The organism is Lacrimispora sphenoides JCM 1415 (genome assembly GCF_900105615.1).
Taxonomy (GTDB): Bacteria; Bacillota; Clostridia; order Lachnospirales; family Lachnospiraceae; genus Lacrimispora; species Lacrimispora sphenoides.
In genome coordinates this window covers 157,883-181,947 of record NZ_LT630003.1, presented here as the reverse complement: position 1 = coordinate 181,947, position 24,065 = coordinate 157,883, and the positions used below count along the sequence as shown (strand labels likewise).

At 44.3% G+C, this 24,065-nt stretch carries 19 protein-coding genes; 6 read left to right on the top strand and 13 right to left on the bottom strand.

Annotated features, from left to right (window positions below; genetic code table 11):
• Positions 1 to 4: 4 nt before the first annotated feature.
• The 11 genes from rpsA to BMX69_RS00680 form a co-directional block, all read right to left on the bottom strand.
• Positions 5 to 1,102 (bottom strand): 30S ribosomal protein S1, encoded by a 1,098-nt coding sequence (gene rpsA / locus BMX69_RS00730; RefSeq protein ID WP_100041264.1) that lies wholly within the window; start codon positions 1,100 to 1,102, stop codon positions 5 to 7.
• Positions 1,083 to 1,934 (bottom strand): 4-hydroxy-3-methylbut-2-enyl diphosphate reductase, encoded by an 852-nt coding sequence (gene ispH / locus BMX69_RS00725; protein WP_100041263.1) that lies wholly within the window; start codon positions 1,932 to 1,934, stop codon positions 1,083 to 1,085. The genes rpsA and ispH overlap by 20 nt, the downstream gene beginning before the upstream one ends.
• Positions 1,925 to 2,620, bottom strand: coding sequence for a (d)CMP kinase (gene cmk, locus BMX69_RS00720; protein WP_100041262.1), 696 nt, complete (start codon positions 2,618 to 2,620; stop codon positions 1,925 to 1,927). Before cmk ends, ispH begins: the two co-directional genes overlap by 10 nt.
• Positions 2,617 to 3,873: a BaiN/RdsA family NAD(P)/FAD-dependent oxidoreductase gene (locus BMX69_RS00715; RefSeq protein ID WP_100041261.1), complete on the bottom strand. Its 1,257-nt coding sequence runs from the start codon at positions 3,871 to 3,873 to the stop codon at positions 2,617 to 2,619. The genes cmk and BMX69_RS00715 overlap by 4 nt, the downstream gene beginning before the upstream one ends.
• 145 nt (positions 3,874 to 4,018) lie before the next feature.
• Positions 4,019 to 5,518 carry a polyphosphate:AMP phosphotransferase gene (gene pap / locus BMX69_RS00710; protein WP_054790674.1) on the bottom strand — a complete coding sequence of 500 codons (1,500 nt, stop codon included), beginning with the start codon at positions 5,516 to 5,518 and terminating at the stop codon, positions 4,019 to 4,021.
• A gap of 32 nt (positions 5,519 to 5,550) precedes the next feature.
• Positions 5,551 to 6,666 carry an aldo/keto reductase gene (locus tag BMX69_RS00705; RefSeq protein WP_100041260.1) on the bottom strand — a complete coding sequence of 372 codons (1,116 nt, stop codon included), beginning with the start codon at positions 6,664 to 6,666 and terminating at the stop codon, positions 5,551 to 5,553.
• A gap of 232 nt (positions 6,667 to 6,898) precedes the next feature.
• The gene (locus BMX69_RS00700; RefSeq protein WP_100041259.1) at positions 6,899 to 8,230 is read right to left on the bottom strand and encodes a 6-phospho-alpha-glucosidase; all 1,332 of its coding nucleotides are present in this window, start codon (positions 8,228 to 8,230) and stop codon (positions 6,899 to 6,901) included.
• Between the two features lie 11 nt (positions 8,231 to 8,241).
• Positions 8,242 to 9,849 (bottom strand): PTS transporter subunit EIIC, encoded by a 1,608-nt coding sequence (locus BMX69_RS00695; RefSeq protein ID WP_100041258.1) that lies wholly within the window; start codon positions 9,847 to 9,849, stop codon positions 8,242 to 8,244.
• A gap of 278 nt (positions 9,850 to 10,127) precedes the next feature.
• Positions 10,128 to 10,709, bottom strand: a complete 582-nt coding sequence (locus BMX69_RS00690) for a DUF1349 domain-containing protein (RefSeq protein ID WP_100043735.1) — start codon at positions 10,707 to 10,709, stop codon at positions 10,128 to 10,130.
• A 61-nt stretch (positions 10,710 to 10,770) separates the two neighbouring features.
• A complete protein-coding gene (locus BMX69_RS00685) occupies positions 10,771 to 12,435 on the bottom strand; it encodes a glycoside hydrolase family 13 protein (RefSeq protein WP_100041257.1) in 1,665 nt (554 codons plus the stop codon).
• A gap of 86 nt (positions 12,436 to 12,521) precedes the next feature.
• Positions 12,522 to 13,436: an AraC family transcriptional regulator gene (locus tag BMX69_RS00680; RefSeq protein WP_100041256.1), complete on the bottom strand. Its 915-nt coding sequence runs from the start codon at positions 13,434 to 13,436 to the stop codon at positions 12,522 to 12,524.
• A gap of 211 nt (positions 13,437 to 13,647) precedes the next feature.
• Between BMX69_RS00680 and BMX69_RS00675 the strand changes: the two genes are divergently transcribed.
• The 6 genes from BMX69_RS00675 to BMX69_RS00650 all read left to right on the top strand — a co-directional run bounded on the left by BMX69_RS00675 (position 13,648) and on the right by BMX69_RS00650 (position 21,756).
• Entirely contained in the window at positions 13,648 to 15,465 is a 1,818-nt protein-coding gene (locus BMX69_RS00675; protein WP_100041255.1) for a sensor histidine kinase, read from the top strand.
• Between the two features lies 1 nt (position 15,466).
• The gene (locus BMX69_RS00670; RefSeq protein ID WP_160117902.1) at positions 15,467 to 17,002 is read left to right on the top strand and encodes a response regulator; all 1,536 of its coding nucleotides are present in this window, start codon (positions 15,467 to 15,469) and stop codon (positions 17,000 to 17,002) included.
• Positions 17,003 to 17,109: 107 nt separating this feature from the next.
• On the top strand, positions 17,110 to 18,387 hold the full coding sequence (locus BMX69_RS00665; protein ID WP_242941334.1) for an ABC transporter substrate-binding protein: 1,278 nt from the start codon (positions 17,110 to 17,112) through the stop codon (positions 18,385 to 18,387).
• 24 nt (positions 18,388 to 18,411) lie between these two features.
• Positions 18,412 to 19,290, top strand: a complete 879-nt coding sequence (locus BMX69_RS00660) for a carbohydrate ABC transporter permease (protein ID WP_330387568.1) — start codon at positions 18,412 to 18,414, stop codon at positions 19,288 to 19,290.
• Positions 19,290 to 20,120 carry a carbohydrate ABC transporter permease gene (locus BMX69_RS00655; protein WP_100041253.1) on the top strand — a complete coding sequence of 277 codons (831 nt, stop codon included), beginning with the start codon at positions 19,290 to 19,292 and terminating at the stop codon, positions 20,118 to 20,120. The genes BMX69_RS00660 and BMX69_RS00655 overlap by 1 nt, the downstream gene beginning before the upstream one ends.
• Before the next feature lie 16 nt (positions 20,121 to 20,136).
• Complete coding sequence (locus tag BMX69_RS00650; RefSeq protein ID WP_054790668.1) at positions 20,137 to 21,756, top strand: glycoside hydrolase family 13 protein; 1,620 nt, start codon at positions 20,137 to 20,139, stop codon at positions 21,754 to 21,756.
• 59 nt (positions 21,757 to 21,815) lie between these two features.
• On the opposite strand, the gene BMX69_RS00645 is transcribed toward BMX69_RS00650, so the two are convergent.
• On the bottom strand, positions 21,816 to 22,553 hold the full coding sequence (locus BMX69_RS00645; protein WP_025231646.1) for a MurR/RpiR family transcriptional regulator: 738 nt from the start codon (positions 22,551 to 22,553) through the stop codon (positions 21,816 to 21,818).
• Positions 22,554 to 22,733: 180 nt separating this feature from the next.
• A complete protein-coding gene (locus BMX69_RS00640; protein WP_025231645.1) occupies positions 22,734 to 24,053 on the bottom strand; it encodes an aspartate kinase in 1,320 nt (439 codons plus the stop codon).
• Positions 24,054 to 24,065 lie beyond the last annotated feature (12 nt).

The following is a 24,065-nucleotide window of genomic DNA, read 5'->3' as shown; positions in this document are numbered from 1 at the left end:
ATGCTTAAACTTCGTCAGAATATACTGTTCCGTCGTCTGCAGCCTCATCCTGTGACTGAAGTGCTTTAATGCTTAAACTGATTTTCTTTTCGCCTTCGTTGAAATCAACCACTCTGGCTTCGATTTCCTGGCTGATTGCCAAAACATCAGAAGGTTTATCCACATGCTCCTTGGAGATCTGGGATACGTGAAGCAGTGCATCTACGCCTGGCTCCAGCTCAACAAATGCGCCGAAATCCGTCATACGTGCAACTCTTCCGCTTACTACGTTGCCTACTGCATATTTTGTAGAAGCATCTTTCCACGGATTTGTCTCCGGGAACTTTAAGCTGAGGGCGATCTTATCACCGTTGATATCCTTAACCAGGACTTTGATTTTCTCTCCTGCCTTGAAAGCTTTCTTCGGGCTCTCTACTCTGCCCCAGCTCATCTCGGAAATATGAAGCAGGCCGTCAGCACCGCCAAGATCAATGAATGCACCAAAATCGGTTACATTCTTGATGGTACCTTCTACCACATCACCTGTATGGATTCTTTCAAATAATTCCTTCTGCAGCTCGGCTCTTCTTGCTACCATGATCTGCTTTCTGTCGCCGATGATTCTTCTTCTCTTAGGATTGAATTCGGTAATGACAAATTCAATCTCCTTATCTGCATACTTGGATAAATCCTTCTCATAGCTATCGGATACCAGGCTTGCAGGAATGAAGACTCTTGCTCCCTCTACAACCACACTTAAACCACCGTCAAGTACCTGCGCAACTTTTGCAATAAGTACCTCGTGGTTTTCAAATGCTTCTTCTAATCTCTTATTGCCTCTGTCTGCTGCCAATCTCTTGTAAGACAGGGCTACCTGGCCTTCGCCATCGTTTACCTTGATGACTTTGGCTTCCATCTCTTCACCAACCTGTACAACAGTTGTAAGATCTAAATTCTGGTCATCCGTGTACTCGCTACGCGGAATGATGCCGTCGGACTTGTAACCTATATTCAAGACGATTTCATCTTCCTTTACGTCGATGACTTTACCAGTGACGATCTCTCCTGTACGTATAGTTTTCAATGATTCTTCTAACATTTGTTCAAAACTTAACTCTGACATTAGTATGAACCTCCTCGATAATATAATTCGGGGTTGAAGCCCCGGCTGTAATACCTACGCTGCGCACAGAATTTCCACAATCAGGATCTAAATCACCTAGTGTCTGGATATAGTAAGTGTTCTTACATTCCCTTCGGCATATGTCGTACAGCTTCTGGGTATTGGAACTACTTTTTCCGCCTATAACAATCATGGCATCCACTTCTGAAGCTATCCGCTTTGCTTCCACCTGTCTTTCCTGTGTTGCATTGCAAATCGTATTTAAAACAAGTATATCATACCGCGTTTCAGAAATTTTTTCAACTAAATCTTGAAATTTATTGTAATTAAATGTCGTCTGTGATACAATACACAGCTTTTCCCCTTCCGATAGAGGTAATCTTTCCACTTGCTCGGGTGTTTCCACCACTAAAGTATTGTCATTTCCCCAGCCTTTAATACCTTCCACCTCCGGATGGGATTCATTCCCGATGATAAGAAGCCGCCTTCCCGCCTGATTTTGCTCCTCAGCGATCCTGTGGATCTTCTTCACATAGGGGCAGGTTGCGTCTACAATCTCGATCCCGTTTTGCTCCATGATCTCATAAATCCGCTTCCCTACTCCATGGGATCTTATGACAACGACTGCGTCCCTGACCTTCTCAAGCTCCTCTTCCGAATGAATGACTTTTACTCCCTTTTCCTCTAAATCACGTACCACTTCCTCGTTATGAATGATGGGGCCATAGGTATAGATGGGTTTGTCATCTCTTTTCAGCTGTTCATAAACCTGTTCCACCGCCCGCTTTACTCCAAAGCAGAACCCGGCGGATTTGGCAACAATCACTTCCATAGGCTTCCTCCTTCTACTTTTCTTTCCTGAAAAAGTGCAAGAATCCGGTCCACTACCTGAGGAATGGTCATGGCGGAAGAATCTAAAAGGACTGCATCCTCTGCCTGCTTAAGGGGAGAATTCTCCCGGTTCATATCCCGGTAATCCCGTTCAATGATATCCTTTTCAATGTCATCAAGGCTGCATTCCTCTCCCTTTGCCTTAAGCTCCTCATACCGCCTTTTTGCCCGGACCAGGCTGCTGGCTGTTAAATAGATCTTTAAGTCCGCCTCCGGAAGCACGCAGGTTCCGATATCCCGGCCATCCATGATGACATTTTCTTCTAAGGCCAGATTCTGCTGAAGCTCCACCAGTTTATTGCGCACCGGCATGTAAACGGAAACCGCAGAAGCCATGGCACTGACCTCCTCTGTGCGGATCAGTCCGGAAACATTTTCACCGTTTAAGATCACCTGCTGCATCCCGTTTTCATAGGAGATGGTGACGTTCACCTCTCCGGCTGACTTTGAAATCCTTTCCTCATCATCTGACGGGATTCCATTTCTTAAAAAATGCAGCGCCATAGCGCGGTACATGGCACCCGTATCCACATAAACAAAATGAAGTTTTTCTGCAACAGACCTTGCAATGGTGCTCTTTCCTGCCCCGGCCGGTCCGTCGATGGCTATATTATAAACTTTTTTCATCCTTTGAATTTCTCCTCTCCGGCAGCACTTCCGGCCGCCCAACCCGTAGACCAGGCGATTTGTAAATTAAAGCCTCCGGTCACTGCATCTAAATCCAGCACTTCTCCGGCAAAATAAAGACCGGGAAGGAGCTTGGATTCCAGTGTGGAAGGGTTAACCTCCTTAACAGAAACACCGCCCTGGGTGATGATGGCTTCATTGTAGCCCCGAAGTCCTGTAAGCGTCAGAAGAAAGCCTTTGGTTGCGCGGACAAGGCGCTGACGTTCTTCCCTGGTGATTTCATTGACCTTCTTCTCCGGCGGTATTTTGCTTCTATCCACCATGACCGGCACCAGCTTGGAAGGATACAAATGATCCAGGGAATTCTTAAACTGCTTGTTAGCGGCCTCTTCAAAATCCCGCAGAATCCTGGTGTCAAGCTGTTCTTCGGAAAGAGCCGGCTTTAAGTCAATGGAAAGAGTCAAAGGCCCTTTCTTCAGTTCCTTTACCGCATAGCTGCTGGCGCTTAAAAGTACCGGACCGCTGACCCCGTAATGGGTAAACAGCATTTCCCCGAATTCCTTATAAACCACCTTTTTACCGTTTAATATGGAAGCCTCCACATTACGCAGGGATAAGCCCTGCAGCTCCTTTACCACCGGCTCCTCTGCCACAAAGGGAACCAGGGCGGGAGAAAGAGAGGTAACCTTATGGCCGGCTTCTTTTGCCATCTCATAACCGTCTCCTGTGGAGCCGGTTGCCTGATAGGACAATCCGCCGCAGGTTACGATCACGGAATCTCCGTACACCTTTGCCTTTTTCCCGGCCTCTTTTATCTCCAGACCCAGAAGTGTGCCATTCTCTATCAAAAGATTCTCCACCTGGTTTCTGTAATGGATGGAGACTCCAAGATCTAAAAGCCTTTTTGTAAGAGCCTTTATTACATCTGAAGACTTATCAGAAGCCGGAAATACCCGGTTGCCCCGCTCTGTCTTTAAGGAGCAGCCAAGATCTTCCAACAAGTCCATCATATCAAAATTGGTAAAGCCGTAAAAGCTGCTGTAAAGGAATTTGGCATTGGTCACTACGTTTCCGAACAGCTCCTCTGTATCACAGGCATTGGTCACATTGCAGCGTCCCTTGCCGGTGATATAGACCTTCTTTCCAAGTTTTTCATTTTTCTCAAAAATGTGGACGGTACCGCCCTTCATGGCTGCTGCTATTCCAGCCAGCATCCCTGCAGCGCCACCGCCCACGATTAAAACCGTATTCATGCCTATTCCTCTTTCTAACCCTGGAAGGGATTTCCTCTTTTCCGCCCATGTTATTTGGGCATTAAAGTAGACCCGCAGGATGTTTTCTCCTGCTTTCGTTTACTATTTTTCTACTTTACACGAAAAAGAGCGAAAAAACAAGCGGTCATGAATTTTTCTTACAATTTTTTATCTCTGACTCCATAGCTTCTACAACGGTTTTTAGCACCTTGATCCTGGCATAATACTTACAGTTCGCCTCCACGACCACCCATGGAGCATAGGTGGTGGAAGTACGTACCAGCATCTCATTGACCGCGGATTCATACTGATCCCATTTATCCCGGTTTCTCCAGTCTTCCTCCGTGATCTTCCACTGCTTGGACGGATTTTCCTGACGCTCCTGAAAGCGTTTTTCCTGTTCATCCTTATCGATATGGAGCCAGAATTTAATGACAACGGCTCCGGCATTTGCCATGTGGTTCTCCATCTCATTGATTTCCTGATAAGCCTGCTTCCACTCAGCCTCGCTGCAAAAGCCCTCGATCCGCTCCACCAGGACCCGGCCGTACCAGGTCCGGTCAAAGATGGCGATATGGCCTGCTTTTGGCACATGATTCCAGAAACGCCACAGGTAATGGTGGACCCGTTCCATATCGTTGGGAGCCGAAGTGGGGTATACCTTATAGCCTCTGGGGTCCAGATGGCTGGTCAGGCGCTTGATCGCCCCGCCCTTTCCTGCCGCATCCCAGCCCTCAAAGCCCAGCACTACAGGGATCCTTAACCGGTATATCTGGCTGTGAAGGGATTCCAGCTTTTCCTTTAGCTGTCTCATCTCCTTCTTATATTCTTCCTTTGTCATGGTCTTTGATAAGTCCACCCCGGATAAGACTCCGCTCTGGTATTTCTCCGAACGTACCGGCACCTCTTTTTCTTTTTTCTCTCCCCTAAGCTTCCTCTGCCTTAGGGCATCCTCTAAGCAGTCCGCCACCTGTGTGATGATTTTTGCGGAGGCATAATCTCTGTCAGTACCTTCAATGATGGTCCACGGGGCGTAGTCCATATCCGTCCTTTGAAGCATTTCCTCGGAGATTTCCAGAAAACGCCCGTATTCCTTATTCCTGCGCCAGTCCCCTTCTGTCACCCGCCAGCTGGTTTCCTTGGAGGCTTCCAGCCGGTTAAACCGCTTCTTTTGCTCCTCCTTAGAAATATAGAGGAACAGCTTTATGATAACCATACCGTCATCGGTCAGCTGACGCTCAAAGGACAGAATATCCTGAAAAGCCTCTGGCAGAGCCGTCTCCGGGATCTTGCCTTCAAATCGTTCGATGGTCACCTGCCGGTACCAGCTTCTGTCAAAGAGGGCGATTCTGCCCTGGGCCGGAAGCTTGGTCCAAAAGCGCCATAAAAACGGGCGCATCCGTTCCTCTTCCGTTGATTTATCATTGGCATATACATCAAAACCTCTGGGATCCAGCGCCTGAATCAGGCGGTTGATCTGGGTGCCCTTTCCCGATGCTCCCATGCCCTCGAACACGATCATAACAGGAATTCCTGCCTCCTTGCACTCCCGCTGCAAAAGGCCCAGCCTTTCCCCCTGCTTAGTTTTAGTGTCTTTATAGGTTTCTTTGTCTATTTTTTTCGATAAATCAAGTTTCTCCAGCATAAACCGTCCCTCCTTTGTTTCAACAGTTAAGCTTAAAGCTTTGCAAACACGTGAGCTACTTCCGGCATAACTTCACTGATCTTTATCATCTGCGGACATTCCTTTTCACAGTGATGACATGCTTTACAGCCTTCCGCCTTTACAAGCATAGCCTCGTATCCGGCCTTTGCCTCGCTTTCTTTATGGGCAGCTGTCATGTTGTAATAAGAAAAAATCTCCGGGATCTCCAGACCAAAGGGACAGGGGAGGCAATAACGGCATCCGGTGCAGCCTACTAGGGCCATGGAATCAAAGATTTCCTTTGCCTCTTTATAAACCTGTTTTTCTTCCGGCTTTACCATTCCGATCTGGCTGCGGTCTGCATAAACCAGGTTTTCCTCAAGCTGCTTTTCGTCGCTCATTCCGCTTAGAAGAAGGCTCACCTCCTGCTGGTCCCATAAAAAATCAAGGGCATATTCCACAGTAGATTTTCCCTCAGGGAATACCTTTTTTACATGTTCCGCAGGATCAGCCAGCTTTCCTCCAAGAAGCGGTTCCATGACAACTACCGCAAGTCCTTTGTCTGCCGCAGCCTTCAGTCCCTTTACTCCGGCCTGATGCTCTAAATCCACGTAGTTATACTGAATCTGGCAGAAATCCCATCCATCATAATAATCTAGGATATCCTGAAATACATCATATGAATCATGGAAGGAAAATCCAAGATATTTTATTTTACCTTCTTCTCTGGCTTTTTCCATGCGCGTTACAAGATCGAATTTTTTAACTTTATCTTCAAAGCGGTCCCTGCTTAAAGCATGAAGCAAATAAAAATCAATGTGGTCGGTCTGAAGCTTTTTAAGCTGCTCATCTAAGACCTCATCAAAATCTTCGGGCTTTTCAAGCTTCCATACAGGACATTTGGTAGCCAGATATGTTTTCTCCCGGTAGCCATCCCTTAAAGCGTTTCCTACGATCCTTTCGCTTTCTCCCTGATGGTAAGGATATGCCGTATCAATGTAGTTTACCCCTTCATCAATGGCATGGCGGATCATGGATACCGCCCGTTTTTCATCCACCTGTTCCTCCTGAAGAATCGGAAGTCTCATGGCTCCAAACCCCAGGGCCGATACCTTAATTCCTGTTTTTCCAAAATCACGATATTGCATAATCTTCCTCCGATTTATATGTATTACGGCTTTTTCTGCCCGCCGTTCTTCCATTTATTGTACCATATTTCATTCCCGTACCAAAGACTTTTTTCTAAATCCGAAGAATATAACGTCAGGTAAAAAGGATCAGACAAAAACGCCGCGGCAATACTGAATTTCAGTACACCGCGGCGCAATAAATACTCCCCTGTTATGCAATATCAGAGCCGGATCTGTTCTGATAATTATTTTATTTTAACTCCGGCCAGTAATCTTTGTTCGCCTCAATCATTTCATCCAGAATATGCTTTGCGGCCATTGCTGATGGTATGGTCTTATTTAATGTAAATGCTGCTAATGCTTTGTCATAGCTTCCTTCTATTGCCGCCTCTACGATCAATTTTTCGCTGGCCTCCTGCTGCTCGATCATTCCTTTAAAGAAAGTCGGGATTTCCCCTACTCTGGTAGCTTCCGGTCCTTCGTTGGTAATATAGCAAGGAATTTCTACCATGGCGTCGTCTGGTAAATTTTTAACAGCACCATTGTTCATGACCATAACCAGATGACGTTTCTTTAAATTAAATGCCAGGCTCATCGCTACTTCCACGATAAATTCCCCATGAACGCCGGTAAAGAATGGAGTCATATCAATTTCTCCGGTTGTTTCATACTGCTCTGCTGCCTGGAAAATCCGTTTTTCCCTTCCATCCATGACTTCATTGGCTCTTGTATAGCTCTTATCGGAATGTTTTACAATCTCATCCCCTAACAGATAGTACTGCATGTAGGTATTGGGCAGATAATCCGGGAACATTCTCATTAAATTCTTTGCATTGTCAAAGGTGTGTTTCCAGGATGCATCATTATGACGTACTTCACTTCTGTCATCCGGAGGCATATAGCCATGTTCTCTTACATATGCCTTTAATTCTTCCGTCCGGTCTTCTTCCCCAACGCGGATTTTTGTAAACCAGCCAAAATGGTTCAGTCCAAAGTAATCCGGCACAATTTCTTTTCTGTCACATTCCAAAATGTTAGCCATGTTTCTCATGATCGCTACCGGCATATCACAGATATTTAAGATTCTGGCATCTGGCCGGAGTTTATGCATTGCTTTTGCGACAATGGCCGCCGGATTGGAATAGTTTACGATCCAATAATCTTTGCTTGCATACTTTTCACAATAATCGATGATTTCTACCATCGGATAAATGGTTCTTAAACCATAGGCAAGGCCGCCTGGCCCACAGGTCTCCTGGCCCACTACACCATATTTTAAAGGGATCTTCTCATCAAGCTCTCTCATATGATACAATCCTACCCTCATCTGGGCAAAGATAAAATCTGCATCCGTAAACGCTTCTTTTGGATCTGTTGTAAGAACCAATTTCACTTCCGGATCAAACATCTCAATAACCTTTTTCACCAAAACTCCAACTTTGTCCTGGCGTTCTTTGAAATTATCGTAAAGTCTTAATTCGGAAAGTTTAAATTGATCCTTCTGGTCCAGAAGGCTCTTGACTATTCCCGGCGTATAAGTACTTCCGCCGCCTACAATGACTAATTTAAACGTTCTGTTCATAGTGATTCCTCCTATTTCTGTGATTCCATCTTCTCTAACGCATCATCCACCAAGGTTCTCATTTTAGAGACGCTAAGGCCGTAAACTACCTGGACATCATTTCCCTTTTTCATAATACCGGCTGCTCCGGTGCCCTTTAATGCCTCTTCATCAATCCTTGAATTGTCTGCAACTTCTACTCTTAACCTGGAAAAGCAGTTTTCCAGACTTAAAATATTTTCTTTCCCGCCTAATGCTTCTACGATGATCCTGCCCTGGTTCAACCGGTCTTCCTCTGTCTCTCCGGTTCCGGACTGTTTTGTCTTTAATTCTTTTTTTACTGCTGCTGCATTGGCATTTAAATCCAAAGCCATATCCGTATCATCATCCTCGCGTCCCGGAGTTTTTAAGTTCAGCTTTTCAATCATAAACTTAAAGACAACAAAAATCACAACGATCTCAATAAGGCCGACCAGTACATACAAAGGCCATAAGGTTCTGCCGATTCCTGCCGGAAGATTTAATACAAGGAAATCCAGGATTCCGTTGGTGGCACAGACACGGACGCCGATCAAGTAAACTACCATCTGAAAAAAGCCATCCAGAACGGAATATACCAGCCATAATAAAGGAGCTGCAAAAATAAAGGTAAATTCCAGGGGTTCAGTAATTCCGGCGATCACAGCAGTTAAAGTAGCCGGGATCATCTGAGCCTTTAAGTTCGCCTTTTTCGCTTTCCTGGCTGTTACATAGAAAGCCAGTGCCACACCGATGATACCAAATGTCTTCATCAGGCCATAGGTCAGGAAACGGCTGGTATCCGGCATCATTCCGGCTGCTGGATCACTTAACAGTGCCAGGAAGATCGGCTTTGCTCCAATTACGCTTTCTCCGCCGATCACCGCCTGCCCGCCAACCGCCGAATAAAGGAACGGTGACCAGATTAAGTGGTGCAGACCGGTAGGGATCAGGAACCGGTTTAAGAATCCGTATACAAATACACCTGCTGCTCCGGCAGTACTCATAAAACCGGTCAGAGCAGATATTCCGTTTGCGACTCCCGGCCACACATAAGTCACGCCAATGCTTAATACTGCAATTACCGGGATCATGATCATGTAAACAAGCTTGCTGTTGCCATAAGGAGCGAATCCGCCCTTGAACTCGGTATCACAGTGTTTGTTGTGAACCAGGGCCACCAGAACACCGATGATCATACCAAGAAACACGCCCATATCTGTTACATGAAATCCTAACTGAATGGTTTGTCCTGTACCATATAAGGCACCGGCAGTTGCCCCTTCCACCATCTTTCCTGACAGTTCCAGCCACTTGCTGTTGGCACCTAAGAACATGATGTATGACATCAGCGCTACGAATGATGCATCTGCTTTTTTCTTTTTTGCCATACCATTTGCAATTCCCACACAAAATAAAATACTTAAATTCCCCATTATGGAATTCAGCATACTGTTAAAAAATTTGCCAACCGTCCACATAAGTCCACCTTCTGAAACAAATGCGGTATTGGTCATGATCGCTGTTAAAGCAATCATCATACCTACGACAGGCAAAAATAACACTGGTCCAATCATCGCTTTGGAAAAGCTTTGCATGGATTTTACTACTTTATCCCTCATCTCTTATTCCTCCATATATAGTTGTTTACACTGGTAATTACCTTGTGGTGGGATTTTATCATACTTGAATACAAATCAGAATATTTTAAACGTTATTCACAACATGTTGACCATATAGTGAACATATTTACTTAGATTCATGATATATTTTGATGCCAGATCGAGTAAAAGGCATAAAAAAAGCGTTAACACTCAATTCCTTTCATGAAATGAGTGTTAACGCTATCCTCTTTTATATCTATTATTCCCTGGGATTCCTTCTCTCCGCCTTCTTGTTTTTATTTATGAGCTTCCCATTTGCATTCGCTTATCTGGATGTTGCGGAATGTTGCTTTGAATGATGAATTTTCAGGACTGCATGCATAGAATCCAAATTGTATTTGTTTAGCTCCCTGAAACAAATGGAGGATTCTCATTTGCTTAAAACAATTGCCATCAAAGCTGTATTCCAGACAATAATCCGATTCACGCCGGCTCAGACGATACCACATCGCCTTGATCGATGCATCAATATCAGTCGTCGCCCAGTCTGAATATCCGTGATTGGTCACTACACTGCCCAGCCTCTGATATTGCTCATTCTCATATTCAACAGAAGCTTTTATCCAGTTATCACTGTCTAAATAAACGGCGATGCCGCACTGGTCAAATCTGCGTTTGCTTTCATACTCTGTTTTCACAACTAATGAAAAATAGGGTTCCGTTGTTTTCATCAGAAATACAGGTGCATTATCCACCTGGAAACCATAATAGGTCCGCTGCCAGAGGTCTGTGTTTGGTTCGGTTGTCATGGTGAGAACATCATCAGAGAAATCCCAGAACTTTGGCTTGCGGATCCAGAAAAATTCTTTATCATTCATCTGGTTCATAATTTCCGCCTTTCTTTTTCACACGTTTTCTGCATTCCATCATAGTTTTTTGTTAAATTTCCATCACAAGGAACTGCCAGCCCTTTAAATGAATCCTGGTCTCGTCAAAAGATACTTCGTCATAGTTATTGATCAAAACGGTCTTTGGCATCCGGGGAAGAGGTACTTCCTGTGCATCCTTTTGAAAATTTCCAATGATAAGAAGTGTTTCCGGCCCTTTCCGGTAGTAAGCCATAATATTCGTTTCATCCTCAAGAACAGGTTCCAGGGTTCCATAGATTATGGTTTCCTTCCACCTGGGATGTTTCCTTAACTGGATCAGTTTTTTATAGAACATGAAAACTGAATGATCATCGGTCATCTGGTCAGCCACATTAATATCCCTGTAATTAGGGTTTACCTTCAGCCAGGGAGTGCCTTCCGAAAAGCCGGAATTGGCCGATGCATCCCACTGCATGGGAGTTCTTGCATTATCCCTGCTGTAGCGGCTTACAATGTTAAGCGCCTCTTCCGGTGAGTACCCTGCCTCCAGGGCGGTCTTGTACTGGTCAAGAGTGGCAATATCATCCACTTCATCAATGCTGGAAAAAACAGTATTTTCCATACCGATTTCCTGTCCCTGATAAATAAAGGGGATTCCCCGGAGCATAAAGTTTAAGCCGCCAAGCATCTTTTTGGCTTCCAGGCTGCATTCTCCTTCCGGAAGGTAATGGCTGACTCCTCTTGGCTCATCATGGTTTTCAATGATGTTGGATAAAAATCCGGTTGTTCCCACATGCCTTTGGGCGGCAAAGCAGCAACGCTTATAATCTTCCGGAGTGATCGCTTTGGCATCGTACCAGCCCTTTTCGCTTCCTCCGAATATGGTTTCATTAAAATCAAATTTGCTGGAAAAGTAACCATTTTCACCAATAAAGGATTCTAATTCTTCCGGCTTTTCATCAAAGACCTCCCCAACGGTAAAGGCATCATGAGGTTTAAAGCAGCGGTCCCGCATTTCGCCTAAAAACTCACCGACTCCATTGGCGCGGGACAGCATTTCCTGGATGCTGCATAAACCATCCGCCCGGTCCGGTTCATAATCCTGTAAGGGAAGGGCCTTTTTTATATTAATGATTGCATCGATCCGGAAACCGCCCAATCCTTTATCCAGCCACCAATTGATATTTTTATAGACTTCCTCCCGGACTGCTTCATTTTCCCAGTTTAAGTCCGGCTGTTTCTTATGGAACGAGTGGAGATACTGCTTATTGGTACCGGGAATATCGCTCCACACAGAATTCCCAAAGTAGGAACGCCAGTTGGTCGGTGATTTACCATCTTTTTTCTCACGGATATAAAAGTAGTTTCCATATTCACCATCCGGATCGGCACACGCCTTTTTAAACCATTCATGCTCATCGGAGCAATGGTTTACGACCAGATCCATGACGATATACATCTCTCGTTCTTTCGCTTTTTCAATGAGTTCCTCCATATCCTCCATGGTCCCGAACCTGGGGTCTATGTTGTAATAATCGGCAATGTCATATCCCTGATCTGCAAAAGGGGAAACATATATCGGGGAAAGCCACAGGATATCCACACCTAAGTCCTTCAAATAATCCAATTTACTGATAATCCCTTTTAAGTCTCCAATGCCGTCTCCATTGGTATCCAGAAAGCTCTTTGGATAAATCTGATAAGCTGTTTTATCATGCCACCATTTCTTAGTCATCGTATGTCAACCTCTCTTTTCAGTAGTAGCTTCATTCTACCTCTCAGAACAAGATATGTCTTACACTTCTATGATTAAAAGATACACTATTTTGACTTTTCTTTCCGATATTGCAAGGGAGTCGTTCCGGTATACCTCCGGAATATTTTTAAAAAATTTCCAAGGTTAAAAAAGCCGGAATCCAGGCATATGTTCATGACCGGCAGATCGGTTGTCTCCAGCAAAGTAATTGCCTTTCGGATCCGGTAATCATTGATGTATTCGGTGGGAGTCCTGCCAAGGGCCTTTTTAAAAAAGCGGCAGAAGTACTGTTCGTTCATATTGGCTAGGGACGCAAGGTCACGGATATAAATCTTTTCCCTGTAATGGTTCCTGATAAAGGTAATAGAGGCTTTGATCAGTTCTACCCGCGTATCCGTGTTGTGGTGGGAATCGGAATACAGGTGGAACTGATACAAAGTGGCAAGCATTTTAAGAAGGGAAGCTTTGATCTTAAGCTGGGAGATCACAGCTTCAAAAACGTCTTCCTCCTGCTCTAAGCCTTCCTCTCCGCCGAAGGAATCGGTCACATTCATAAAGCACTCCAGAATAGAAGCATAAGACGGATGATCTGGCTGAAGGCATCTGGGAAAGGAAAGTTTATTGTTTTTTAGGGGATTGATTAAATACATCTGTGCGGAATCATAAGCATCGAAGCTTAAAAGACCCGGCTGGAACACGATGGCATGTTCCTCTTTTAGGCTTTTGGATTCACTGATGATTCCATGAAGCTCCCCCGGATTGATAAAAAAAATACATTCTTCCTTGATTTCATAGGACTCCATGTTGACTAATAAACGAAAATGCCCTTTAAGGAAGTGGATCATTTCAATTTCCTCGTGCCAGTGGTGCTTTACTAAGATGCCTTTTTGCGCTGATTGTGTCCGGTAAATCCCACATGGAAAAGAACTGGTACCATGGGGACGTCCCTCTTTTAATTTGGATTTTGTCTCTGGATTCATGATTATCCTCATTTCCCGGCCGTTTTAATGTCTTTTCGACAGACAGATTTGGCTATCCGCTTCCCTGCCTGATTCGGTCAAACAAACGGTATATTACGTGTATCATAACACAGGGAGGGAAAGGGATTCAAGCAAAAGCATACTGGTCAAGAAGTTATGTTTATAGTACACTTAGTAACATAACCCAAGCCAGAATACCAGGAGGAATACTATGCTCAAACGATTCCGAAGATTATCTTTTCAGTCCAAAATACTGCTTACCTATTTGCTCTTACTGCTGTTTACCGTGGTTATTTTTGCCATCTGCTATATTCAGGGGGTCTCTTCTGCCCTTACCTACAACATTGAATACATGAAACAGTCGAACCAGCAGAAAAACATGAACTTAGATATTGCCATGGGAAATAACATCTCCTTAAATCTTCTGCATCTCATCGATCCCAAGATCAATGTCATACTCCATGAAAAGTCCAGTAACATGTCCCCCAAAGACCGTTACGAAAGAGACTATTATATGCAGACCGTTCTAAAAATGCTTACGGTCATCAATCCCCATGTACAAAGGACAACCATCCTGACATCTGCAGGAGACACCTATTGCAGCATAAACAATATATCAGAGGATTATATAAAAAATGCATGGAAGACCATCGAAAGTGTTGATTGGAAAACAAAGAGCCAGAAATACTATACAATCCCTTATCCCCAGAAAATAGGCAATACCGGCTATTCCCTGGTAACGGTATACCACCAGCTTTCGGATATCGGCGAGTATAAAACCTATGGATATCTGCTGGCAGACTTGGATTTTGGGTCCATTGCAAAAGATTTTAATTCCACTGATGCAGCGGACGGTCTGGCTTCTTCCTTTGCCATTGTATATAAAAACCAGGTCATCTATAATTCCAGAAACGCCCACATCAATCTGGAAACCGACCTTTCAGAAAAGGAAAAGCAGGAGGCCTTTCCTCATCTGGAGCAGATTGAGGCCTCCGGAAAGGGATCAGGGCAGCTTTCTCTAAATGGTACCCTCTGCATTGCTGCTGTTTTAAAAAATGAATCCACCGGCTGGTATCTGGTACAGTATATCCCAAAGCACCTGCTGATCAACACCAGCATGGAAAGCATGTTAAATGTCATGGCATGGGTGATGCTTATCCTGACTGCAGCAGGGATCTTAAGCCTTATATTATCCAGGCAGGTCAGCCGGCCGATCAAAGCACTGGCAGAAACCATGAACCAGGCAAGGCAGGGAGAAGTAAAGCTTTTAACAGGATTAGAGCCCAGGGAGGATGAAATCGGAAACTTAATTGAAATCTATAATGAAATGGGAAAGAGGATCAATGACAGCATTACCAAACTGTATATTATGCAGATCAATCAAAAGCAGGCAGAGCTTAAAATGCTTCAGTTCCAGATCAATCCCCATTTTTTGTATAATGCGCTGAACACGGTTACAGCCATTGCCAGGCTGGAAGAAATTAAAGAAATCCCAGCCATTACAGAAAGTCTGTCGGATATGTTCCGCTATAACATAAAAGGGACTGATTTTGTAACCGTAAAGGATGAAGTGATTCAGCTAAAGAACTATATCCGAATCCAGTCCATCCGGTTCCCCGGGCGCTTTGCAGTGGAGTATGATATCCCCGGGGAATACGAAAATAATGGGGTTATTAAATTCATCCTGCAGCCCATTGTGGAAAACTCCATACAACATGCGTTTAAGAGTAAACGGGACCAGGACTTTTTAAAGATCTCCGTATCACCGGACTCGGAAGACTATCTTATGATTTCCGTGTACGATGACGGGTGCGGTATGCCAAAAGAGAAGGTGGATGAATTAAACCATGCATTATGGAATACAAAAGCCAACACCCTGCTGGGAGAGGATGGAACAGGCATCGGATTAGCCAATGTAAATGCAAGGCTTAAAAACTTTTATGGAGAAGATTGCGGAATTGTGGTGGAAAGCCGGTATGGAAGCTTTACCTGCATTCACATGCGGATCAAGAGAACGAAGGAGGGGTAGAATGAAGGTCATCATTGCGGAAGATGAATATTACGCAAAAAAAATGCTCGTTAAACTATTAACTAAGATTGATATGGATATCACCGTATGTCTGGAAGCCGAAACCGGGAAACAGGCGGCAGATTATCTTGCCGTCAAGGACGCAGACCTTGTGATAACCGATATCCGCATGCCGGAAATGGACGGGCTGTCCCTCGCAAAATATGTGGAAGAACACTGCCCTGCAACGGATGTGGTTATCGTAAGCGGCTATTCGGATTTTAATTACGCCAAGGAAGCGATGAAGTATGGGGTCCGGTATTACCTTACCAAACCGGTAAAACCCGAGGAACTGGAAAAGGCCATACGGGATATTACAGAAACCAGAGAAGAAGAGAAAAGGCTGCTTGAAAAACAGGTGGACCGCAGGCTTTTGCAGGAATCCCTCCAATATGTGAATATCTCCGGCATTCTGGCAAACCGGGCCCTGATGGATACCTTCCGTGACCTGTGCGGCGTACAGTTAAGGGAACGCTCCTACCAGATGCTCTTATTGCAAGGGAAACAGCGTATGAGCCGGGAGGAGGCAAAGACGTTGGCAGAATTCTTAGAATCCGCATCAGACCACTCCAATATCCAGGTCTTTTATTTCCAGCAGCCGGATGAGGTGATCGCCATGAAGTTTGACGGGCAGGAGGGGCTGTGGGATCAAAAGTTTTTACTCCGTCTGAAGCAGGAACTATCCCATAGGGAAATAGAAATCACCTGTGGCATAAGCAGGGTTTATAAAGGGGAAGAACTGCTGGGAGATGCATACCGGGACTGTGTTTATGCCATCAACGGAAGACTGCTTGATGAAAAGACCAGAGTGTTTGAATATGAACCGGAGCTTTCTATGGAACAGATCCTGACACAGCAGGAGGAGCTGTTGATCTACGAAAGTGTGATGAAGGGAAGCTACCAGCAGGCTGAGGCTGCTCTCCGACAGTTTTTTGTAAAATGCAAGGAGGGAATCTGGAATGTATATTCCTTATACAGCGGTATCATGCAGATTTTTTCCGTGATCAGCAGAGCCTATTGTAACAGGGAGGCTTCTTCTGAATCAGAAGAGGTAAACCGGTATCTTCTGTTTTCCTTCAAATCAGATCTTTATCAGTTCCGGACCATGGAAGAGCTTGAGCGGTATATGTTTAAAATTCTGGAAAACACCTGCGGCTCCCAGGAGGAAAAAGGTAGCATCATCGAGGAGATCAAGAATTACGTATCCCTTAACTTCCGGTACGAGATTTCCTTAAATGAACTGGCGGCCCATAAGTATTTTATGAATTCCAGTTATTTAAGCCGTCTGTTTAAATCAGAAACAGGGATGAATTTTTCCAAATACTTAATTACCTACCGCATGGAACGGGCAAAGGAGCTTTTAAAAAATACAGTTTTTAAGATAAGCGAAATCGCCGATTATGTAGGCTATAATGATACCTCCTATTTTATCCACACCTTCAAGCGCCTTTATCAGATGACTCCCGAGCAATATCGCGCCCAGGTAGAAAAAAGGTAAAAAATGTTTTACGAAACATCTCAGATACCTTATATAGGTGGCTATAATTTGTTTTGTATAATGGAACCACCAAATAACAGGAAACAGAAAGGGCGAGGATGATGTATATGAAAATGAAAAAAATGTTGGCAGTTGGTTTGACCTGCTCTCTGGCAGCGATGCTTGCTGCGGGTTGCAGTGAATCAGGTAAAACCTCAGGCAAGAGTTCCGATTCAGGAGTCGCACACCTGGAGTTTTTCTCATCAAAGATGGAAAATGTATCCACCATGCAAAAGCTCGTGGACAAATTCAACAAACAAAATACCGATGTCCAGGTTACCTTAAATTCCCCGGCAGATGCGGGAACTGTATTAAAAACCAGGATGACCAAGGATGATCTGCCTGATATCATTGCCTATGGCGGCGATAACATCTATACGGAACTTACAGAAGCAGGGATCTTATTGGATTTAAGTGACCAGGAGGTTTTAAAGACCATAAACGATTCATATATGCAGATGGTCTATGATATCAATGGAGATAAAGCAGAAAAAGCATACGGCATCCCGTTTGCTGCCAATGCATCCGGAATTATCTATAATGCAGATCTGTTTAAAAAAGCAGGTGTAACGATTCCTGAGACCTGGGATGAGCTCATTGAGGTATGCGAAAAGCTGTCCGCAGCAGGCATCCAGCCCTTTGAATTAAGCTTTAAGGATAGCTGGACCATCCTGCCTTCCTGGAACTCTCTGGCGCCGGCAACACAGCCCGAAAGCTTTTTAGAGGCGAAGAAAGAAGGAACCACTACTTTCCTTGGCACTCATGAAGAAGTTTTGGAAAAGTACAGCACGCTGGTGAATTATGCCCAGGCAGATTTTATGGGAACTTCCTATGATGACGGCAACCGCAGCTTTGCAAATGGTGAAGCAGCAATGCTGATTAACGGCGTGTGGACCGTACCTGAAATCAAGAAAACCAATGAATCCATCAATCTTGATATGTTTGCTTATCCGGCAACCAATGATAAGAGTAAAAATAAGGTTGTATCCGGAATCGATGTCATGCTTATGGTGACAAACCAATGCAAAAACCCGGAAGCTGCCAAGCGTTTTGTGTCATTTATGTTGGAACCGGAAAACAGTCAGCTTTACATTAACGAGCAGTTTGCATTTTCTCCGGTGGAAGGCGTTGTACAGGAGGATGCTTCGGTGGCCGGACTGGCAAAGGATATTGCAGATGGAAAGGTTACGGATTTTGTAGACCATTATTATCCCAACGGTTATAATCTGTCCGCTATTTTATCCGAATTTTTCTTAAACAAGGCAAATGGTATGGATGAAAGCGAGAACATTGCTGCAATACTGAAAAAGTGCGATGAACAATATGATATCCTCAATACCCGTTAAGCTTGGTAAAAGGAGGATAAGGCATTGAATAAACATAGAAGTAACCACATTAGCCCAGCGTTCTATCTTATGGTGGTTCCCGTGGCGGCACTGTTCTTTTTACTCCATACGGTTCCCTTTCTAAAAGGTATCTTTTACAGCTTTACCAACTGGAAGGGCTATGGGAACTGGGAATTTATCGGTTTTAAAAATTTCCTGCAGTTTTTTAAGGATCCTTCCATAAAGCAGGCCTATGGCTTTACCTTTCAGTTTGCACTTTCCGCCACTGTCCTTGTCAACGTATTAAGTTTGGCGCTGGCATGCGGGCTCAATGGGAAAATTCGTGGAAAGAATTTTTTAAAGGCGCTGTATTTCCTACCATATATGCTGGGTACTCTGATCATCGGTTTTGTATTTAACTTTATCTTTGGAAATATCATTCCGGGATTTGGTAAATTGGCGGGTATCGATGGGCTGAGTGTCAATATTCTTGGTACCAGCAAAGCATGGCTTGGGGTTTTGTTCGTTACCGTCTGGCAATCCATGGCCTTTAACACCATGATCTATCTCTCCGGCCTTCAGACGGTGGATAAGGATATCTATGACGCGGCATCCGTTGACGGTGCCGTAGGCCTCCAGCGGTTTATCAAGATCACATTTCCACTGATCGCTCCTTTTTTTACCATCAATATGGTATTAAGTGTTAAGAGTTTTCTTATGGCATTTGACCAGATTATGGCAATGACAGGGGGAGGGCCCGGAACAGCGACCACTACGATCTCCATGTTGATCTATAAGCGGGGATTTGACGGCGGACAGTTTGCTTACCAGTCAGCCAATGCCGTTATTTTATTCTTGGTTGTGGCGTCAATTTCCGTATTACAGCTAAAGATTTTAGAAAAAAGGGAGGCGAAAATAAACTGATGAAAGAGAAAGAAAAGACCAATTGGCTCCTGACAATCCTTCTGTCAGCAATCGCTGTTTTCGTTATCCTTGGTCCCCTTTATATTACGGTGGTAATAGCTTTAAAATCACCGTCAGACATGGAACATGTACTGGCACTTCCCACTTCCCTGCACTTAGAGAATTTTTCCAGGGCATGGGTGCTTACCGACTATCCCAGAAAGTTCTTAAATACGTTTTTTATCACAAGCATCAATCTGGTATTTACCATCCTGACCAATTCCATGGCGGCTTATGCCATTATACGGAATAAGGATAAAAGCAGATTTTTCAATCTCATGTATTATTATTTTATCAGCGCCATGTTTATCCCTTTTAATGTGATTATGCTTCCCCTGGTAAAACAGGCCTCAGCCTTTCACCTTGATAACATCTATGGCATCACATTAATTTATATTATATTCGGACTGCCAATGAATACGTTTCTTTATTCAGGTTACATCAAATCCCTGCCTGTGGCATTAGAGGAGGCGGCGAGGATCGATGGGGCAGATACGTTCCAGACCTTTTGGCGCATTATATTTCCTCTTCTTAAGCCCATGAGCGCTACAGTGGCAATCCTGTCCTTTATGTGGACCTGGAATGACTTCTTAATGCCCCTGGTTTTGCTGAGCGATGCAAGCCAGCAAACCTTGCAGTTGGCCCAGTATGTGTTTAAAGGCCAGTTCTCCACGCAGTATAACCTTGCCTTTGCCTCGTATTTGATGGTGCTGCTGCCAGTTTTAGCGGTATATGTTTTTTGTCAGAAATGGATCATCGCAGGAGTGACTAGCGGTTCTGTAAAAGCTTGACGGAAGGAAAAAGAATATGGACAGAAAATGGTGGAAACAAGCGGTTATATATCAGATTTACCCCAGAAGCTTTAAGGACAGCAACGGGGATGGGATCGGAGATCTTCAAGGGATTATCTCCAGACTTGATTATTTGAAAGAACTTGGGGCAGATGCTCTCTGGCTCTCCCCGGTCTATTGTTCCCCACAGGATGACAATGGTTATGATATATCCAATTATCAGGACATTGATCCAGTGTTCGGGAATTTAGAAGACATGGAAGAATTGATTGAAAAAGCAGGCAGCCGTGGGATCCGGATTATCATGGACCTTGTTTTAAACCATTCTTCCGATGAGCATCCATGGTTTAAGGAAGCGATAAAAAGTAAGGATAATCCCTATCATGATTATTATGTGTGGAGGGATGGTGTGGAAGGAACTGCTCCAAATGAACTAAGAGCCGCTTTTGGAGGCTCCGCCTGGGAGTGGGTTCCGGAACTTGGGCAATACTATTTCCATCAGTTTTCAGTGAAACAGCCGGATTTAAACTGGGATAACCCAAAAGTACGCCGGGAGATACAGGATATGATCCTTTGGTGGATGGAGAAAGGAGTCGGCGGGTTCCGGCTGGATGTCATCGATTTAGTTGCCAAGGAGCCTGACCGGATGATCACAGCGGATGGGCCAAGGCTCCATGAATTTATACAGGAATTAAGCAGGGAGACCTTTCAGAAAGGAGATTTAGTCACCGTGGGGGAAGCATGGAGTGCAAATCCGGAAAATGCCGTTTATTACAGCAATCCGGATGGCAGTGAGCTTTCCATGGTATTCCAGTTTGAGCATATCTGCCTTGACCAGAAAAAGGGCGGAGAAAAATGGGACTTAGCCCCTCTTCCATTCCTGGAATTAAAGCGTGCTTTATCCACCTGGCAGGAATCCCTATACTGCAAAGGCTGGAACAGCCTGTTCTGGAACAACCATGATCTGCCGAGAATTGTATCCCGCTGGGGAAATGATAAGGAATATCGAATAGAATCTGCCAAAATGTTTGCAATCCTCCTTCATGGAATGCAGGGCACCCCCTATATCTATCAGGGCGAAGAACTTGGAATGACCAATGTAAGATATGATATGGAAGACTACCGGGATATTGAAACGTTAAATATCTATAGGGAAAGAACCGGGGCCGGATATAAAGAAGCGGACGTCATGGAGTCTATCTATGCAAAAGGCCGGGATAATGCGAGAACACCGATGCAGTGGAATAATGGCAGAGAAGCTGGTTTTACAGATGGAACTCCCTGGATCAAGGTGAATCCAAACTATCCGGAAATTAATGCAGAGGCCGCAATGGCAGATGAAAACTCCATTTTTCACCTTTACCAGAAGTTAATTGGATTAAGAAAAATCTACGACGTATTCGTAGATGGGAAATACCGGCTTCTGATGCCGGAGGATCCCGATCTGTTTGCCTATACCCGTACACTGGAAGAAACTACTTTGCTTGTAATTTGTAATTTTTACGATAAAACAGTTCATTTTCAGCTGCCGAAAGAGCTTGACCGTGAGAAAAAGAAGTTAATCAGCTCTTATACGGATGAAGGCCTTACAGATGTGCTCAGGCCGTATGAAGCCAGAATGTATCTGATCAGGTAATTGAAAGGAAGAGAGCCGTTTCCGGCTCTCTTCCTTCGTTTGTCAGCCATGGGCGTCTTTTACTGGCACTCATTTAGTTCCTCTAACACCTGGCTCATTAAATATTCAAATACCACAATCACCCTTGCATAAAAATAATTGGACTGCAGATTCCGGTCATCCAGCGTCTTATCATCCAGAATCGGAATATTGACGGTAGACGTACGGCCAATATAATTGCTCTGTTCTCCTGTAAAGGATACGATATCCACCTGATTTTCATTTGCGTAGTCAACAAGCTTTGCAATGGTATCTGTTTCCCCGCTCTTGGAAACCACGATAACAAGTGATGCGCCAAGACGGTTTTTATCATATACTGCATAGGCATTGGTCTTAATAACCCGGAAACCGGTTACCAAAAGCTTACGCTCTATATATTCTGCCAGTGGTGAAGAAAATCCGGTAGCAGATACTAAAATAATATCATTTCTGTGTTTTTTTAACTGGCCCATAAAATCATTTAGTAATTCATCTGGTATATCGCTGATAAAGCTGGTAATATCCGACAGTCTTTCTCTATTTTTCCTATGACTCGTAATCATAAAATTAAGACGGTATATCATATCAGTATATCCGGTATATCCCATCTTTTTTGATAATTTGATGATCGTTGCAGCAGATACAAAATTTTGGTTTGCAACTTCACGTACTGCCATATGAAGTACCTGTTGATTATTTTCCAGAATATAATTTAATATCTGGGTTTCCGTATCTGTCAGCTTGTATTTATCCGCCAGTTTATAAACATCAAATTTCATATCGCCCGCTCACCTTAATCCCTTCCGTTTTTATGATATCCCCTGATGTCAATATCATTCATTCCACTGGTCCATCAATTGGTGACCTCAGACAGCATCCTTGGCTTTCAGCAATGCTCTTAAGACGCACAAGAAAAAAGACAGGCTGTCAGGTACTTCCTTTCAGCCTGTCTTTCTGTCTTAAACCTCAGTCGTGATAAATATATCATAAATTGCCTTGATCGCTTCCTCAAAATCAGCATTCTTTACGCCAATGATGATGTTGAGTTCGCTGGATCCCTGGTCAATCATTTTTACGTTTACCCTGGAATGGGCAAGAGCCGAAAAGATTCTTCCGGCAGTCCCTCTGGTCGCCTTCATGCCACGGCCTACCACAGCCACCAGCGCAAGGTCTGATTCCATCTCAAGGAAATCTGGTTCTACGGCCCTGTGGATCCCTGCAATGACAGACTGCTCATAATCTTCAAATTCTGACTGGTGGACAAAAACGGTCATGGTATCGATTCCTGACGGCATATGCTCAAAGGAAATGCCGTACTTTTCAAATACCTCAAGAACCTTTCTCCCAAAACCAACTTCCGCATTCATCATGGCCTTTTCAATGTTGATGGAGCAAAAGCCTTTCTTTCCTGCAATTCCCGTAATGGTATAATGAGGCTTTCTGCAGGTGCTCTCCACAATTAAAGTTCCTTTATCATCAGGCTTATTGGTGTTCCGGATGTTGATTGGGATTCCTTCTTTTCTCACCGGGAAAATGGCATCCTCATGAAGAACACTGGCTCCCATATAGGCAAGCTCTCTTAACTCCCGGTATGTAATGGTCTCGATGACCTCAGGATTCTTGATGATCCTGGGATCAGCCACCAGGAAACCGGAAACATCCGTCCAGTTTTCATACATATCCGCATGAATGGCTTTTGCAACAATGGAGCCTGTTATATCTGAACCGCCTCTGGAAAAGGTCTTTATGGTCCCATCCTCCTTCGCTCCGTAAAAGCCCGGGATCACAGCTCTCTCCACATGTTCCAGGCGCTCTGAAAGCTCCTTATTGGTAAGCTCTGCATTAAAATTACCGTCTGCATCAAAGAAAATCACTTCAGCTGCGTCAATGAATTCGTAGCCTAAGTATTCCGCCATCACCATTCCATTTAAGTACTCTCCTCTGGAAGCCGCATAATCACGCCCAGCCTTTTTAAGGAAATTTTCTTCAATGGTCACAAACTCATGATCCAGATTCAGATTAATATCAAGTCCGTCAATGATCTCCATATAACGCTCCTTGATTTTTTCCAGAATCTTTTTATAGCTTTTTCCATCTGCTGCCCCATCATAACACTGGTATAACAGATCAGTCACCTTTTCATCCTTGTCATTTCGTTTGCCTGGTGCTGATGGCACCACAAACCGTCTGCTCTTGTCCCCGCGGATGATCTCGCCAACTTTCTTAAACTGCTTTGCGCTGGCCAAAGAGCTTCCTCCGAATTTCACAACTTTTTTCATAGGCATATCTCC